Source organism: Campylobacter sp. RM9333, assembly GCF_020137705.1.
In the GTDB taxonomy this organism is placed as follows: domain Bacteria; phylum Campylobacterota; class Campylobacteria; order Campylobacterales; family Campylobacteraceae; genus Campylobacter_E.
The window spans coordinates 1-14,987 of the sequence record NZ_JACGAY010000009.1 but is presented as its reverse complement, the minus strand read 5'-3'; the positions used below and the strand labels follow the sequence as shown (position 1 = coordinate 14,987).

General features: G+C 27.7%; 17 protein-coding genes. 15 read left to right on the top strand and 2 right to left on the bottom strand.

The window, feature by feature from the left end:
* The first annotated feature begins 20 nt into the window (after positions 1–20).
* Positions 21–407 (top strand): hypothetical protein, encoded by a 387-nt coding sequence (locus tag AVBRAN9333_RS04670; RefSeq protein ID WP_336609515.1) that lies wholly within the window; start codon positions 21–23, stop codon positions 405–407.
* Between the two features lie 19 nt (positions 408–426).
* Here the strand turns inward: AVBRAN9333_RS04670 and AVBRAN9333_RS04665 are convergent, their stop codons facing one another.
* Positions 427–828, bottom strand: coding sequence for a hypothetical protein (locus tag AVBRAN9333_RS04665; protein ID WP_214117537.1), 402 nt, complete (start codon positions 826–828; stop codon positions 427–429).
* Between the two features lie 56 nt (positions 829–884).
* On the opposite strand from AVBRAN9333_RS04665, the gene mobB reads away from it, so the two are divergent.
* The 13 genes from mobB to AVBRAN9333_RS04600 all read left to right on the top strand — a co-directional run bounded on the left by mobB (position 885) and on the right by AVBRAN9333_RS04600 (position 13,723).
* A complete protein-coding gene (gene mobB / locus AVBRAN9333_RS04660) occupies positions 885–1,355 on the top strand; it encodes a molybdopterin-guanine dinucleotide biosynthesis protein B (RefSeq protein WP_214117536.1) in 471 nt (156 codons plus the stop codon).
* Positions 1,355–2,218, top strand: coding sequence for a class 1 fructose-bisphosphatase (locus AVBRAN9333_RS04655; protein ID WP_214117535.1), 864 nt, complete (start codon positions 1,355–1,357; stop codon positions 2,216–2,218). Before mobB ends, AVBRAN9333_RS04655 begins: the two co-directional genes overlap by 1 nt.
* Positions 2,205–2,390 (top strand): hypothetical protein, encoded by a 186-nt coding sequence (locus AVBRAN9333_RS04650; RefSeq protein WP_214117534.1) that lies wholly within the window; start codon positions 2,205–2,207, stop codon positions 2,388–2,390. The genes AVBRAN9333_RS04655 and AVBRAN9333_RS04650 overlap by 14 nt, the downstream gene beginning before the upstream one ends.
* Before the next feature lie 8 nt (positions 2,391–2,398).
* Positions 2,399–4,270 carry a methionine--tRNA ligase gene (gene metG / locus AVBRAN9333_RS04645; RefSeq protein ID WP_336609514.1) on the top strand — a complete coding sequence of 624 codons (1,872 nt, stop codon included), beginning with the start codon at positions 2,399–2,401 and terminating at the stop codon, positions 4,268–4,270.
* A gap of 3 nt (positions 4,271–4,273) precedes the next feature.
* The gene (locus AVBRAN9333_RS04640) at positions 4,274–5,113 is read left to right on the top strand and encodes a hypothetical protein (protein WP_214117532.1); all 840 of its coding nucleotides are present in this window, start codon (positions 4,274–4,276) and stop codon (positions 5,111–5,113) included.
* On the top strand, positions 5,110–6,510 hold the full coding sequence (locus AVBRAN9333_RS04635; RefSeq protein WP_336609513.1) for a UDP-N-acetylmuramoyl-tripeptide--D-alanyl-D-alanine ligase: 1,401 nt from the start codon (positions 5,110–5,112) through the stop codon (positions 6,508–6,510). Before AVBRAN9333_RS04640 ends, AVBRAN9333_RS04635 begins: the two co-directional genes overlap by 4 nt.
* Positions 6,511–6,618: 108 nt before the next feature.
* Entirely contained in the window at positions 6,619–8,046 is a 1,428-nt protein-coding gene (locus tag AVBRAN9333_RS04630; protein ID WP_214120328.1) for a catalase, read from the top strand.
* 1 nt (position 8,047) lies between these two features.
* Positions 8,048–8,512, top strand: a complete 465-nt coding sequence (locus tag AVBRAN9333_RS04625; protein ID WP_214120329.1) for an ankyrin repeat domain-containing protein — start codon at positions 8,048–8,050, stop codon at positions 8,510–8,512.
* Positions 8,513–8,795: 283 nt separating this feature from the next.
* A complete protein-coding gene (locus AVBRAN9333_RS04620) occupies positions 8,796–9,497 on the top strand; it encodes a substrate-binding periplasmic protein (protein ID WP_336607977.1) in 702 nt (233 codons plus the stop codon).
* A 9-nt stretch (positions 9,498–9,506) separates the two neighbouring features.
* Complete coding sequence (locus AVBRAN9333_RS04615) at positions 9,507–10,202, top strand: transporter substrate-binding domain-containing protein (RefSeq protein ID WP_336607976.1); 696 nt, start codon at positions 9,507–9,509, stop codon at positions 10,200–10,202.
* Positions 10,203–10,510: 308 nt separating this feature from the next.
* A complete protein-coding gene (locus AVBRAN9333_RS04610) occupies positions 10,511–11,227 on the top strand; it encodes a transporter substrate-binding domain-containing protein (protein WP_214117526.1) in 717 nt (238 codons plus the stop codon).
* A 9-nt stretch (positions 11,228–11,236) separates the two neighbouring features.
* Complete coding sequence (locus AVBRAN9333_RS04605) at positions 11,237–12,430, top strand: argininosuccinate synthase (RefSeq protein ID WP_336609512.1); 1,194 nt, start codon at positions 11,237–11,239, stop codon at positions 12,428–12,430.
* Positions 12,431–12,694: 264 nt separating this feature from the next.
* Positions 12,695–13,723: a cytochrome-c peroxidase gene (locus AVBRAN9333_RS04600; RefSeq protein ID WP_214117524.1), complete on the top strand. Its 1,029-nt coding sequence runs from the start codon at positions 12,695–12,697 to the stop codon at positions 13,721–13,723.
* A gap of 31 nt (positions 13,724–13,754) precedes the next feature.
* On the opposite strand, the gene AVBRAN9333_RS04595 is transcribed toward AVBRAN9333_RS04600, so the two are convergent.
* Positions 13,755–14,117 carry a histidine triad nucleotide-binding protein gene (locus AVBRAN9333_RS04595; RefSeq protein ID WP_214117523.1) on the bottom strand — a complete coding sequence of 121 codons (363 nt, stop codon included), beginning with the start codon at positions 14,115–14,117 and terminating at the stop codon, positions 13,755–13,757.
* Between the two features lie 84 nt (positions 14,118–14,201).
* On the opposite strand from AVBRAN9333_RS04595, the gene AVBRAN9333_RS04590 reads away from it, so the two are divergent.
* The coding region (locus tag AVBRAN9333_RS04590) for a phenylalanine--tRNA ligase subunit alpha (protein ID WP_336609511.1) at positions 14,202–14,987 on the top strand (786 nt) is incomplete at its 3' end.

The window sequence follows — 14,987 nt, the reverse complement described above, 5'->3', positions numbered from 1 at the left end:
AAATTTAAAAGGAGTTTAGTATGCAAATTAACAATAACATACAAAGCAATGTCTTAATGGCTCAAAATAAACCTACTCAAAAAGTTGAAGATACTTCGGTAGAACAACTAAATGAGAAAAAAGTAAGTGAAGAAAAATTAAGCGAGAAAAAATATCAAGAAATCAGCACTCAACAAGATGAAATGATTTCAAAAATTCAAAATAATAATACAAATAAAGTTGATTTGAAAAATGATTTAGAAAAAATAGAAAATAGTTTAAAAACAGCAAATAACAATAACGATAGATTTAAAAATGAAGATTTTTCTAAATTAAACGCTAATTTTTTAAAGCAAAATGAAGAAAATTTTAAAAACGCTCAACAAGTTAATTTTAACCAAACTCAAATAGCATCATTATTAGCGTAATTTTAAGGGTTTTTTGCCCTTAAAATTGATATTCAAGAGATTTTGAAATTCTTTGTATTTTAGCGCTTCTTGTTTCTTCATTATTTAAAGTAATTTCCATATCAATATTTGTCTTTTTACTAGCAGTATTTATTATTTTGTAAAAATATAAAAAATCATTTTTATAAGGCAAATTAAATTCATTTTTTGGCAGTTTTAAAAATTGAACCAAATACCCTTCAATTATTATATGTTCAATTTCATTTTTACTAGCAATCACAAAATAATCGTTATTATCCTTAACTCCTAAATAACTAATAATGCAATCATTTACATAATAAGACCTTAGCATTATTTCTTCTTTTGAATTATAAAATTCATCATTTTGCCTAACACAAGCTGTAAAACATATCAAAATTACTAAAAATAAAGCTTTTTTCATTACTTCTCTTTCGTTTAATTTATAAATTTATAATTTTTAATAAAAAAGGTTAATCAATGAAAAAAGCATTCGCATTTACTGGCCCATCAAATTCGGGCAAAACTACACTAATTTGTAAAATTTCAGAGCATTTACAAAAGCTTGGCTTAAAGGTAGCAATAATTAAGCACGACCCAAAAGATAAAGCAGTATTTGATACAAATGGTAAAGATAGTTTTAAATTCTATCAAACGGGTGCTGAAGTTGCAGTTTTAAGTCCTGTAAAAACCACTATTTTTTATCACGAAAGCTTAGAAATAGAGCAAATAATTAAGCAATTTAGTGCTGATATTGTTTTAGTTGAAGGACTTAAAAGTTTGCCTTTACCAAGATTATGTGTGTTTTGCAAAGAAGTTGATGAGAGTTATTTAGAATATTCTTTAGCATTAGCTAGTTATTCTAATAAAGATTATGGTTTAAAGCAATTTAATTTAGATGATATTGCTAGTATTAGTGAATTTGTTTTGAATAATGCTAAGGAGATTTAATGCAAGAAATAATAGAAGCTATAAAACAAAGCGTTTTAAAGATTAAGCAAAGCTTTGATAACCCTGAATATGGCTATACAGAATTAAGCAATGCTAGCGGGGATTTACAACTAAAACAAGATGTATTAAGCGATATGATAATTACAAACGAGCTTAGTAAAATTGGCTCAATTAAAGCAATTATCAGTGAAGAAAAAGAAAATCCGCAATTTTTATACGATGATGCAAAATATATAGTTGCGTATGACCCACTTGATGGCTCTTCTTTATTTGATGTTAATTTTGCAGTAGGAAGTATATTTGCTATCTATGAAAATACTGCAGAGCCTAATAGTTTAAAAGCAGCTATTTATTCAATTTATGGTCCTAGAACCCAATTAGTGGTTTGTATAAATGAGCCAAAATTATATGAATACGATGGAAAAGAATTTAAATTCTTAAAAGATTTAAAACTAAATGAAAAAGGCAAATTAAACGCAACAGGCGGCACTCAAAAAGATTGGAGTAAAGCTCATAAAGCAATGATTGATAAAATATTTAGTGATGGATACCGCTTAAGATATAGCGGTGCTATGGTTAGTGATTTGCATCAGATTTTAATAAAAGGCGGGGGATTGTTTTCATATCCAAATACAAGTGAAGCTACATTAAATGATGGTAAATTAGGAAAACTTAGGGCTTTATTTGAAGTATTTCCTTTCGCTTATATTTACGAAAAAGCTGGTGGATTTTCAAGTGATGGGATAAAAGGCTCTAAAGGATATGAGAGTTTGCTTAATTTAAAATTTAGCACAATTCACGCAAGCACACCTTGTTATCTTGGTTCAATCAGTGAAAAGGCATATTTAGATGAATATTTATGAGAGTAATTTGCAAATTGCTAAAAAGAATTTGCAAGATTGCCAACAAAAAACACAAAATAAATTATCTTGTATAGATTGTGAAAAGCTCTGTGAGTGCGATATAAGAAATGCTTTTGTAAAGGCTACTTATGAAAATATGTCGCAAGGTGCTTCACAAGATTTTAATTTTTAAGGATTTAGATGAAAACATATATTACAACTCCAATTTATTATGTAAATGACAAAGCTCATATAGGTCACGCATATACCACTATAATTGCTGATACGCTTGCTAGATTTGCTAGACTTAAAGGAGATGAGACTTTCTTTTTAACAGGCACTGATGAGCATGGTCAAAAAATAGAAGAAAGCGCTATCAAAAATAACGAAAGCCCAAAAGCTTATGCTGATAAAGTTAGCAAAAGTTTTAAAGATTTGTGGGCTGAACTTGAAATTAGTAATGATTATTTTATTAGAACAACTGATGAAAATCATAAAAATTGTGTTCGTAAGATTTTTTTAAAAATGTATGAAAAAGGCGATATTTATAAAGATGAATACGAAGGTCATTATTGTGTATCTTGCGAGACTTTTCATACAAAAACTCAATTACTTGATAATGATAAATGTCCTGATTGCAAAAAGCCTACTAGAATTTTAAAAGAAGAAAGCTATTTTTTTAGATTAAGCAAATACCAAGATAGATTATTAAAATGGTATGAAGATAATCCTACTTGCATTATGCCAGCTAGCAAAAAAAACGAAGTAATAGCATTCGTAAAACAAGGCTTAAGGGATTTATCGGTAACTAGAACTAGCTTTTCTTGGGGTATAAAAATACCTGATGAATTAAATGATAGTAAGCATATAGTTTATGTATGGCTTGATGCCTTGAGTAATTATTTGAGTGCTTTAGGGTATTTAGATAATGATGAAAAAATGTCTTTTTGGCCTGCAAATATTCAATTAGTTGGTAAAGATATTTTAAAATTCCACGCAATTTATTGGCCTTGTTTTTTAATGAGCCTTGATTTAGAGTTGCCTAAAATGATAGGAGCGCACGGCTGGTGGACGGTTGAAGGCGAAAAAATGAGTAAAAGTGTAGGAAATGTAATAAATCCTATTGATGTTAAAAACGAATTTGGCAATGAGCCTTTAAGATATTTTTTATTATCTCAAATGCCTTTTGGAAATGATGGAGATTTTAGCAAACTTGCAATGGTTAATAAAATAAATGCTGAATTAGTAAATGAATTAGGTAATTTATTAAGCAGAAGCATATCAATGGCTAAAAAATATTTTGATTTAAAAGTGGAATTTGAATCAGGATTTAGCGAAGAATTAAATAAGGCAAATGAATATTTTAAAGCAAGTATAAATGCTATAAATGAGCTTAGAATGAATGAATATATAAGCGAAATTATGAAAGCTTTAAGTATAGCAAATGCGATGGTTTCAAAATATGAGCCTTGGACTATGATGAAAAACAACGAAAGCAAACAAACTCAAAGCTTATTAGCAGTAATTTTTAACATTTTAAAAAATGCTAGTATTTTATTAAGTCCTGTTATGCCAAAAGCTAGTGCAAAAATAGCTAATGCTTTAGGAGTAAATATTGATACTAAAACATATAACGATATGTTTAATTTACAAAAAGAATTTAATTTAAACGAATGCGAACATTTATTCTCAAGAGTTGAGCTTAAAGTTGAAAGCAAAGAAGAAGTAAAAAAAGAATTAAAAGAGCCAAAAATCAAAATTGATGATTTTGCAAAAATCAAAATGCAAGTAGCAACCGTCTTAGAATGTGAAAATGTAGAAGGTAGTGAGAAATTATTAAAATTCCAACTTGATTTAGGAACTGAAAAAAGACAAGTTTTAAGCGGAATTGCGAAATATTATAATGCTAAAGACTTAGTTGGCAAACAAATTATTTTACTTGCTAATTTAGAGAGTAGAAAAGTATTTAAGCATTTAAGTGAAGGTATGATTTTAAGTGCTAAAAATTCAGATGAAAGCTTAGTTTTATTAACACCGCTTACTAAATGTGAAAATGGTGCAGTGATTGGATAAAAATTGGAAATAACTAATTTTTCAGAATTAATTAATGCAAAAATTATTAATAAGCCTAGTGTTTCTAGGCTTAAAGATTTTTGCCTTAATTTAAATAGCGTTACTAATGCTAGTGCGTTTTTTACCAATGAACAAGCATTGGCAAATGAAGCTATTAAAAAAGGTGCTTATGCGATAATTAGCACTAAGGATTTATCAATTAGTGATAAAGAAGTAGCATTTTTAAAAATAAATGATTTTGAATTTGCTTTAACAAGACTGCTTGCGTTTTATTCAATTGATAAAAGGGTAGTTTTATTAGATGAATTAAGCATAGAATGTTTAAATAGGCTAAATATTACTACTTTAAAAAATGACTTATTTTATGATTTTGAAAATATTTTAAAAAATAACTTAATCTTTTGCTCAAGCAAGGAATATTTAGATAAATTAAGCTTAAGCTATGAAAATGTAAAGTATTCTTATGAAATTATTAAACGCTCTAGTTTTTTTTATCAAGATTTAATATTAAATGATGAGTATTATTACAATGTTTTTATACCTATAATATTTACAGAACAATTTGCAAAAATCAATGTATTTAAAGAACTAAATATCAATTATTCAAATCTTAAATTATTAGATTTTATATTTTTAAATGATAATAATGAAATAGTCAAAATGAGCGAAGGCTCTAAAGTTGTGTTTTTTGAAAATAACGAATTAATCATTAGCGAAATCAAAAAACATTTAAATTTATTTGAAATCACCGAAATAAAAAATCATACTTATATGTTATATAAAGGCGATAAAAATAAATTTATTAATGAATTAAATGTATTTAACGAAGGGTTATTTTTATGATTTATATAGTTTCTTTTGCGTTTTCTTTTTTGATGCTTTATTATTTAGCTTTAGTATTGCAGTTAAATAATTATAAATTTAAAAGAGTTTTATTTAATTTTTCTAAAAAGCGTTGGCATTTTTATTATCTAATAGCACCATTTTTACTCTATGTAATTACTTGTGATATTAATCATTTTTTAGCCTTAGGAGTGGCTATAATTTATCTTTTAGCTTTAATTTTTTTAGCAAAAAATATTGATAAACCTTTAGTATTTACAGCTAGGATTAAGAGATTATTTTTATTTAATTTATTAGGTGCTTTTGTATTTACCCCAATTCATTTTTATTACAAACTTAACCCACATACCTTAGATATTATAATTTTTGCATTTTTACTTTCGTATATTTGTGAGTATTTTGTAAATAAGAGTTTTTATGATAAAGCTTACAATAAAATAAGCAATTTAAAAGATTGTAAAGTAGTATTAATCACTGCAAGTTATGGCAAAACAAGTATCAAACATTACCTAGCTAGTATTACTCAAAACTATTTTAAAATTCATTATGCTAAAGGTAGTATTAACACTCTTTTAGGGCTTATTAAAGATATTAATGAAAACCTAGACCCAAATACAAATTTATTAATAATAGAAGCAGGTGCTAGAAAAAAGGGTGATATAGAAGAAATCACAAAATTAGTTCGCCCACATTATGTAATAATAGGACAAATTGGCACAGCTCATTTAGAATATTTTAAAAATATAGAAAATACTAAAGAAGTTAAAAAAGAAGCCCTAAAAAGCACTAGATTAAAATCAGCAATCACTCATAGTAGTGTAGGGGAGAGCTTTAGCTATGATAGTGCTTTAAGTGAGATAAAGGCTAGTTTAGATGGGCTTAGTTTTAAATGCAATGATGAAAAGTATTTTGCTAATTTATTAGGTAGTTTTAATGCTAGTAATTTATGTGCTTGTATTTACCTAGCTAAGGCTTTAGGTTTAAATTACGAGCAAATTAGCAAAGAAATAGCTAATTTAAAAGCTACAGAACATAGATTACAAATCATCTCTCGTGAGCCAAAATTTATAATTGATGATGGGTTTAATGGTAATTATGATGGTATGAGTGATAGTTATAGAATAATTAAAGATTATAACTTAGGTAAAAAAGTCTTAGTTAGTCCAGGCATAATTGAAGCAAGTGAAGAGTTGAACAAAAAACTATGTGAAGTAATTAATGAATGTTTTGATTTAGCAATTATTACAAGTGAGACTAATGCTAGAATATATGATGAGAATTTAAAAATTAAAAAAATCATTCTAAAAGATAAAGCAAAATTAATTGAAACTTTAGCTAATGAAACTAAAGAAAAGGATTTAATAATATTCTCAAATGACGCTCCTAATTTCATATGAAAAAATAAAATTATTAGCTAAAAAATTTTTTAGATAATAATTTTTATTATTTACCAATTATTATCCTATCTTATTTATTATTACTTCACATTTTTAAAAGGAGATATAATGAAACAATTAACAACGGATTTTGGTAACCCAATAGGTTCAAATCAAAACTCACTTAGTGCAGGTGCAATGGGACCGCTTTTAATGCAAGATTACCAATTGATTGAAAAACTTGCTCATCAAAATAGAGAAAGAATTCCAGAGCGTGCAGTTCATGCAAAAGGAAGTGGAGCTTATGGAGAATTAAGAATAACACAAGATATTAGCAAATATACAAAAGCAAAAGTTTTTGCTAAGGGTGAAGTTACTCCACTTTTCTTACGCTTTTCAACAGTTGCAGGTGAAGCAGGTGCAGCTGATGCTGAAAGAGATGTTCGTGGCTTTGCAATTAAGTTTTACACAAAAGAAGGTATTTGGGATTTAGTAGGTAATAATACTCCTACATTTTTCTTAAGAGATGCTTACAAATTCCCTGATTTTATTCATACTCAAAAAAGAGACCCAAGAACTCATTTAAGAAGCAATAATGCTGCGTGGGATTTTTGGACTTTAACTCCTGAAGCACTACATCAAGTAACAATTCTTATGAGTGATAGAGGAATTCCTGCATCATATCGTCATATGAATGGATATGGTTCTCATACTTATTCGTTTATTAATGATAAAAATGAAAGATTTTGGGTTAAATTTCACTTTAAAACCAAACAAGGAATTAAGTGCTTAACAAATGAAGAAGCAGAAAAAATTATAGCAAAAGATAGAGAATCTCATCAAAGAGATTTATATGAGAATATTGAAAAAGGAAATTTCCCTGTTTGGAGTGTAAAAGTTCAAATCCTTGCAGAAAACGAAGTTGAAAAACTTGGATTTAATCCATTTGATTTAACAAAAGTATGGCCTCATAGTATTGTTCCATTAATTGAAGTTGGAGAAATGATATTAAATCGCAATCCACAAAATTACTTTAATGAAGTAGAGCAAGCTGCATTTAGCCCAAGCAATATCGTTCCAGGTATAAGCTTTAGCCCTGATAAAATGCTTCAAGCTAGAATTTTTAGTTATCCTGACGCACAAAGATACAGAATTGGTGCAAACTATCATCAATTACCTGTAAATAGAGCTAGAAATGAAGTTAGCACATATAATGTTGCAGGTGCTATGAATTTTGGTATAGGTGATAATTTAGCTAATGGTGCTTATTATGAGCCAAATACTTTAGGTGGTGCAAGTGAAAATGCTAAATATCTTGAGCCTGATTTGGCAATAGGTAATAGTGCAGCTAGATATGCTCCGCTTGATAATGATTTTTATACACAACCAAGAAATCTATTTAATATCTTACCTGCTGATGAAAAAGAAAGACTATATAAAAATCTAGCAGCAAGTTTTGATGGTGTAAAAGATGAAATCATTGCAAAAGCTCTAGCACATTTTGAAAAAATTAGCCCTGAATATGCAAATGGCGTAAGAAAAGCTTTAGGAAAATAAAATGCAATTAAGTAGTGCCGAATTAGCAAGATACGATGAATTATGTAAAATGGCATTGGATTTTGCAAGAAATAATGATTACAACACTCTCCTTAACATGATAAAGGCAGGATTTAATGTTGATTTTAAAGACCATCGTGGAAACACACTTTTAATGTTGGCTTGTTATAACGGCTCTTACGAATGCGCTCAAATGCTTATTAGCAATGGTGCAAGTGTTGATATGAAAAATGATAAAGGTCAAACTCCACTAGCTGGAGTTTGCTTTAAAGGTTATTTAAATATCGTAAAACTGCTAGTAGAAAATGGAGCGAATATTGATGAAAACAATGGTTTAGGAATGACTCCTTACACATTTGCTTTAATGTTTGGAAGAACTGAAATTGCTGAATATTTAGCTTCGCAAAAATCTAGTATATTAAAAAAATTAACGTTAAAACTCTTAAAACTCTTCAAAAAAGTATAAAATTTAAAAGCAAATAATATTTTTTATAAATAATTAATATTATTTGCTATTTTATGATATATTTTGCAAAAAATTTTAAAGGAGATAAAATGTTAAATTGTAACAATCTAAATTCTTTTGTATTATTAACTAAAGCCCATTGACCCTTACTCTTATTTTTTAATTTCCCAATTTTTATTATTGTTTATTTTTTTTAGTTTTTTATTTTTAGCATTTTAAGCTTTATAGCTTTATTTTATTTGCTTGAAAATAAATTTGTTTTATTGTTTTTAAAGGAAAAATTATGAAAAAATTTATTATTTTATTAGCATTTGTAATGCAAATTTTCGCACAAGATTTGATTAAAGTTGGAATTGACCCAGCATATGCACCATTTGGATATATGAAAGATGGTAAAGCATATGGATTTGATATAGATTTAGTAAATGAAATGGCTAAAATATTGGATATTAAAGTGGAATTTGTTCCTATGGATTTTGATGGTTTAATAAGTGGTTTAAAACTTAAAAAAATTGATATGATAGCTTCAGGGCTTAGAAATACACCAGAAAGAGCTAAAAGCGTTGAGTTCAGTGATTTTTACTACATAAGTAGTAATTATTTTTTAAAACAATCTTCAAGAACTGATATTAATGAAATTAATGGACTTACTATAGGAGCACAATTAGGCTCAATTCAAGCTGATATATTAGCTAGATTTAAAGATGTAAAAATATTTTTAAATGCTGATACTTCAAATTTAATCTTAGCATTAGTTGGTGGCAAAATTGATTCTGTTTTAGTAGATAAAACTGTAGCCAAAGGATATTTAAGAAATTATAAAAATTTAGTTGTATTTAAGAAAACTGAAGAAAAAACTGATGGTCTAAGTTTTGCTTTTGCTAAAGGAAATACAAAGTTAAGAGATGAATTTAATAGGGCACTTAAAATTATAAAAGATAGTGGAATTTATGATAATTTAATAAAAAAATATGATATGGAATAAGGAAAAATTATGAAAAAATTAATTATTTTATTAGCATTTGTAATGCAAATTTTCGCACAAGATTTGATTAAAGTTGGTATGTCGCCTGGTTTTGCTCCGTTTGGATATATAAAAGATGAAAAAATCGTTGGCTTTGATATAGATTTAGTAAATGAAATAGCTAAAGTGTTGGATATTAAAGTAGAATTTGTTCCTATGGATTTTGATGCTTTAATGGGCGCTGTTAAATTAGGCAAAATTGATGTGATAGCTTCAGGACTTAGCAATACTCCTGCAAGGGCAAAAAATGTTGAGTTTAGTGATATTTATTACACTGGTTCAAATTGTTTTTTAAGATTAAAATCAAGAACTGATATTAAAGATTTAAATAATTTAGTAGTAGGAGTGCAATTAGGTTCAATTCAAGCTGCAATGCTTAATGAAATTCCTTCGGCAAAACCATTTTTAAATTCTGAGATTTCAAATCTAATCCTAGCATTAGTAAATGGCAAAATAGATGCTGTTATAGTTGATAAATTAGTAGCTAGAGGATATTTAAATACCTATAAAGAAATTGAAATATTTAAAGATATAAAAGAAAAAGGTGGCACTAGCTTTGCATTTGCTAAAGGCAATATTAAATTAAGAGATGATTTTAATAAGGCTTTAGAAATTGTAAAAAGTCAAGGAATTTATGAAAAATTATTAGAAAAATATGAAATGTGATATTTTTTAATATAAATTTTGTTAATTTTGTTACAAATCGTAACGAAATTAACAAAAAAAATAATTTTTTATCATCATTAACAAAAAATATTGATATTATTATTTAAATTATTTTAAAGGAGAAAAAATGCAAAAGAGTGTTGCTAAATTATTTTTAAGACTTCGTTGATGCTTACTACTATTTTTTAATTTCCCAGATTTTATCATTGTTAATTTTTATTATTGTTAGTTTTATCATTGTTATTTAGGTTATTTTAGTTTTTTGCTTTAAGCAATTTAGTTATTTATTTTTATTAAAAGGATTAATTATGAAAAAGTTATTTTTAGGTTTTGCGCTAGTTGCACAAATTTTTGCTCAAGATATTTTAAAAGTAGGAACATCTCCTGGTTATGCACCATTTGAATATATGAAAGATGGTAAAATTGTTGGATTTGATATGGATTTAGTGGAAGAAATAGCAAAAATACTAGATATTAAAGTTGAATTTGTTGCTATTGAATTTGATGGTTTAATCAATGCTTTAAAAGCGGGAAAAATTGATGTTATAGCTTCTGGAATGAATGAAACTCCGCAAAGAGCAAAAAGTGTTGATTTTTCTAATTCATATTATAACGGGGTAAATTATTATGTTAAATTAAAAGAAAATACTAATATAAATTCTTTAGAAGATTTATCAAAAGGGGCTAAATTAGGAGCTCAATTAGGCACTTTACAAGCTGATGAAGTTAGTAAAATTAAAGGCGTAAAACCATATTTAAATTCTGAATTAATAGTTTTTGTTTTAGCAACGGTTAATAAAAAAATAGATGGTTTTGTATTAGACGCTGCTGTGGCTAAAGGCTATATTAATACTTATCCTGAACTTAGCGTATTTGCTAAAACACCAATTTTAGGTGATGGAGTGAGTTTTGCATTTGCTAAAGGTAATACAAAATTAAAAGATGATTTTAATAATGCCTTAAAAATTCTAAAAGACAACGGAACTTATGTAAAATTATTACAAAAATACGATTTAGATAATTAAGGAGAAAGTATGAAAAAAATTGTTTTAGCTTATAGCGGGGGTCTTGATACTTCAGCAATTATTCCTTGGCTTAAAGAAAATTATGATTGTGAAGTGTATGCTTTAGTAGCTGATGTGGGTCAAGATAAAAATGAATTAGTAGATGTTAAACAAAAGGCGTTTAATTCAGGGGCAAAAGATTGTGTGGTAGTTGATTTAAAAGAAGATTTTGTTAAAAACTATATATATCCTACAATTTTAAGCGGGGCATTATATGAAGGCACATATTTACTAGGCACTTCAATGGCAAGACCGGTAATTGCTAAGGCTTTAGTTGATTATGCAATAAGCATTAATGCTGATGCTATCGCACATGGAGCTACAGGAAAAGGAAATGACCAAGTAAGATTTGAATATACTATAAACGCACTAGCACCTAAGTTAGAAGTTATAGCTCCTTGGAGAATTTGGAATATGAAATCAAGAGAAGATTTGCTTGATTTTTTAGCGTTAAAAAATATTAAAACAACAGCGAGTAAAGAAAAAATCTATAGCAAAGATGCAAACGCTTGGCATATTTCAACTGAAGGTGGAGTTTTAGAAGACACAACAACTTTTAATAATGAAGATTGTTTTTGTCTAAGTGTAAATCCAAAAATAGCTCCTAATGAAGCTGAATTAGTAAAATTAAGCATTGAAAAAGGTGTGGTTACAAAGGTAAATAATATTAGCTTAAGTCCTTACGAAGCGTTAAATAAGCTTAATGAAATAGGGGCAAAACACGGAGTTGGTAGGATTGATATTGTGGAAAATAGGCTTGTGGGAATGAAATCAAGGGGATGCTATGAAACACCTGGTGGAACAATTATAAATACTGCTTTAAGAGCGTTAGAGCAAATCGTTCTTGATAGAGATAGCTTAAAATTAAGAGCTATGTTAGGACTTGAAATGAGCTATTTAGTGTATGATGGTAAGTGGTTTTGCCCTACAAGAGCTGCTATTAGTGCTGCGATTAATGAATTTAGCAAAGATTTAAATGGAGAAATAATTATAGAATTATATAAAGGTAATTGCAATGCAATGAGTAAAAGCTCTCCTAATAGTCTTTATGATAAAGATTTTGCAACTTTTAGTGAAGATGAAGTTTATAATCAATTTGATGCAGCAGGATTTATAAGACTATTTAGCTTAAGTGCAAAAATTAGAGCACTAAAAAAATCTTAATTTAATATTTTAGGTCTTTTCATTAAGACCTAAAATTATTCTATTTCTATATTTGCTTTATTTACAATCTAATTCTATTTTCTAGCTATTCAAAACACTATTATTACGATATTTATTTTAATTTTTACACAAAGCATATTGATGAATTAAATAATATTTTTTATCAAAAAATAAATTATAAAACTATAAAATTTTATATAAATAATATTTTTTATTATCTAAAAAACTTTATAATCTTTTTACTTTAATTAAAAGGAGAAAATAATGAAAAAAATTATGTTATCTTTAAGTTTATTAGTAGGTTTAAATGCTGCTAGTTTAATTGATGAAGCAAAAGAAGCAGGTTTGGTTGCTATACCTAGCGATAAAGCCAAATTAGAAGAATTAATTAAACAATATGCACCTGATTATGTAGAATATCCTACCACTAAAGAAAGAGTTGAGCTTGGTAAAAAACTATATTTTGACCCAAGAATTTCAAAAAGTGGAATTATATCTTGTAATACCTGTCATAATTTAGGTTTAGGTGGAACTGATGGAGTTCCAGCAAGTACAGGGCATAAATGGTCTCCTAATCCACATCATCTAAACTCTCCAACGGTTTATAATTCTGTATTTAATTCTTCACAATTTTGGGATGGTCGTTCAGGTCATTTACAAGACCAAGCAAAAGGACCTATCCAATCATCAGTAGAAATGGCAGCTATACCAAGTGAAGTTGTGAGCAAAATTACTTCAATTCCTGAATATGTTAATGATTTTAAAAAAGCTTATGGAGATAAAAAAATTGATTTTGATTTAATTGCTACAAGTATTGGTATTTTTGAAAGAACCTTAATAACTCCATCAAGATTTGATGAATTTTTAAATGGTAATGAAAAAGCTTTAAGTAAAGAAGAAAAACAAGGATTAAAACTATTTATAGATAAAGGTTGCACTGCTTGTCATACAGGCATTAATCTTGGTGGGACACTACAAGCATTTGAAGTTGCTAATAAATATAAATATGCAAATATAGGTGATTTTAAAGGAGATAGCGATGGTTTAATTAAAGCTCCTACATTAAGAAACATTGAATTAACCGCACCTTATTATCATAATGGTGCTATTTGGGAATTGGATGAAGCTGTTAAATTAATGGGAAAAATCCAATTAGGAATAGAAATAAATGATGAAGAATCACAATTAATAATTACATTCTTAAAATCACTAACAGGTAAAATGCCTGATATTACATATCCTAGCTTACCTGCTTCAACTTCTAAAACAATCAAACCTGATTTAGAATATTAAAACATTCCTAGCTAAATGCTAGGAATTTAAATTAAAATAATGCTTCTTTATTTTCTTCAACTTTTGGGATAAATAGTTTTAATCCACCTAGCATATGAAAATGCAAATGAAACACTTCTTGTCCTGCATCAGCACCTACATTAGTAAGTAATTTATATCCGCTTTTATCAAGTCCTAATAATTTTGCAACTTCGTGAATAAAATCTGTCATTTTCGCCATTGTAGCACCGTCAACTTCTTGAAAACTTACAAATCTTTTTTTAGGAATTATTAATATATGAACAGGAGCTTTTGGGTCTATATCGTGAAATGCTAAAAATTCATCATTTTCTAAAACTTTACTAGATGGGAGTTCGCCTATTACAATTCTTTCAAAAACATTTAAATCGCTCATTTTCTTTCCTTTTTTTAATAGTCTTAATCGTTTATTTATGTAATTTACACTAAAATTGTAAAAAATCAATAAAAAGGCTAACTCTTGGAAGATATTTTAATTAGTTTAGATAATTGTTCTTCGCTTGAAGAATTAGAGCAAATAAAGGTGCAAATTCTTGGTAAAAAAGGTTATTTAACAAGTGAATTTGCTAAGTTAAAAGACTTAGAAGGTGATGAAAAAAAACAAAAAGCAGAAATTTTAAATAAATTAAGAGATGAATTTAACGATAAATTTATTCAAAAGCAAAAATATTTAAAAGATGAATTTATAAAAGCAAAAGCTAAAAAAGATGCTTTCAATTTTGCTTATTTTGATGAGCGTTCAAATTCTGGTGCTCTTCATCCTGTAATGAGCACAATGGATAAGATAATTGATTATTTTTTAAGACAAAATTTTAGTCTTGAAGAAGGTCCGTTGATTGAAGACGACTTTCATAATTTTGAAGCTTTAAATTTACCTAAATCACATCCTGCTAGAGATATGCAAGATACTTTTTATTTTATAGATAAATTACTACTTAGAACTCAAACAAGTCCGGTGCAAATAAGAACTATGAAAAAACAAAATCCACCTATTAGAATGATTGCACCTGGTGCCGTATTTAGAAGAGATTTTGATATTACACACACTCCTATGTTTCATCAAATAGAAATGCTTGTGGTTGAAGATGGGGATAAAATATCTTTTGCTAATTTAAAATATGTTTTAGAAGAATTTTTAAGATATATGTTCGGAGATGTAAAAGTTAGATTTCGTCCAAGCTTTTTCCCATTCACAGAGCCTAGTGCAGAAGTTGATATATCTTGTGTATTCTGCGGCGGTTGTGGT

Coding starts and splice junctions, on each gene's coding strand:
- AVBRAN9333_RS04650 (WP_214117534.1), top strand. CDS start 2,205: ATGAATATTTATGAGAGTAATTTGCAAATTGCTAAAAAGAATTTGCAA.
- AVBRAN9333_RS04600 (WP_214117524.1), top strand. CDS start 12,695: ATGAAAAAAATTATGTTATCTTTAAGTTTATTAGTAGGTTTAAATGCT.
- mobB (WP_214117536.1), top strand. CDS start 885: ATGAAAAAAGCATTCGCATTTACTGGCCCATCAAATTCGGGCAAAACT.
- AVBRAN9333_RS04610 (WP_214117526.1), top strand. CDS start 10,511: ATGAAAAAGTTATTTTTAGGTTTTGCGCTAGTTGCACAAATTTTTGCT.
- AVBRAN9333_RS04630 (WP_214120328.1), top strand. CDS start 6,619: ATGAAACAATTAACAACGGATTTTGGTAACCCAATAGGTTCAAATCAA.
- AVBRAN9333_RS04620 (WP_336607977.1), top strand. CDS start 8,796: ATGAAAAAATTTATTATTTTATTAGCATTTGTAATGCAAATTTTCGCA.
- AVBRAN9333_RS04605 (WP_336609512.1), top strand. CDS start 11,237: ATGAAAAAAATTGTTTTAGCTTATAGCGGGGGTCTTGATACTTCAGCA.
- AVBRAN9333_RS04635 (WP_336609513.1), top strand. CDS start 5,110: ATGATTTATATAGTTTCTTTTGCGTTTTCTTTTTTGATGCTTTATTAT.
- AVBRAN9333_RS04655 (WP_214117535.1), top strand. CDS start 1,355: ATGCAAGAAATAATAGAAGCTATAAAACAAAGCGTTTTAAAGATTAAG.
- AVBRAN9333_RS04595 (WP_214117523.1), bottom strand. CDS start 14,117: ATGAGCGATTTAAATGTTTTTGAAAGAATTGTAATAGGCGAACTCCCA.
- metG (WP_336609514.1), top strand. CDS start 2,399: ATGAAAACATATATTACAACTCCAATTTATTATGTAAATGACAAAGCT.
- AVBRAN9333_RS04670 (WP_336609515.1), top strand. CDS start 21: ATGCAAATTAACAATAACATACAAAGCAATGTCTTAATGGCTCAAAAT.
- AVBRAN9333_RS04625 (WP_214120329.1), top strand. CDS start 8,048: ATGCAATTAAGTAGTGCCGAATTAGCAAGATACGATGAATTATGTAAA.
- AVBRAN9333_RS04665 (WP_214117537.1), bottom strand. CDS start 828: ATGAAAAAAGCTTTATTTTTAGTAATTTTGATATGTTTTACAGCTTGT.
- AVBRAN9333_RS04615 (WP_336607976.1), top strand. CDS start 9,507: ATGAAAAAATTAATTATTTTATTAGCATTTGTAATGCAAATTTTCGCA.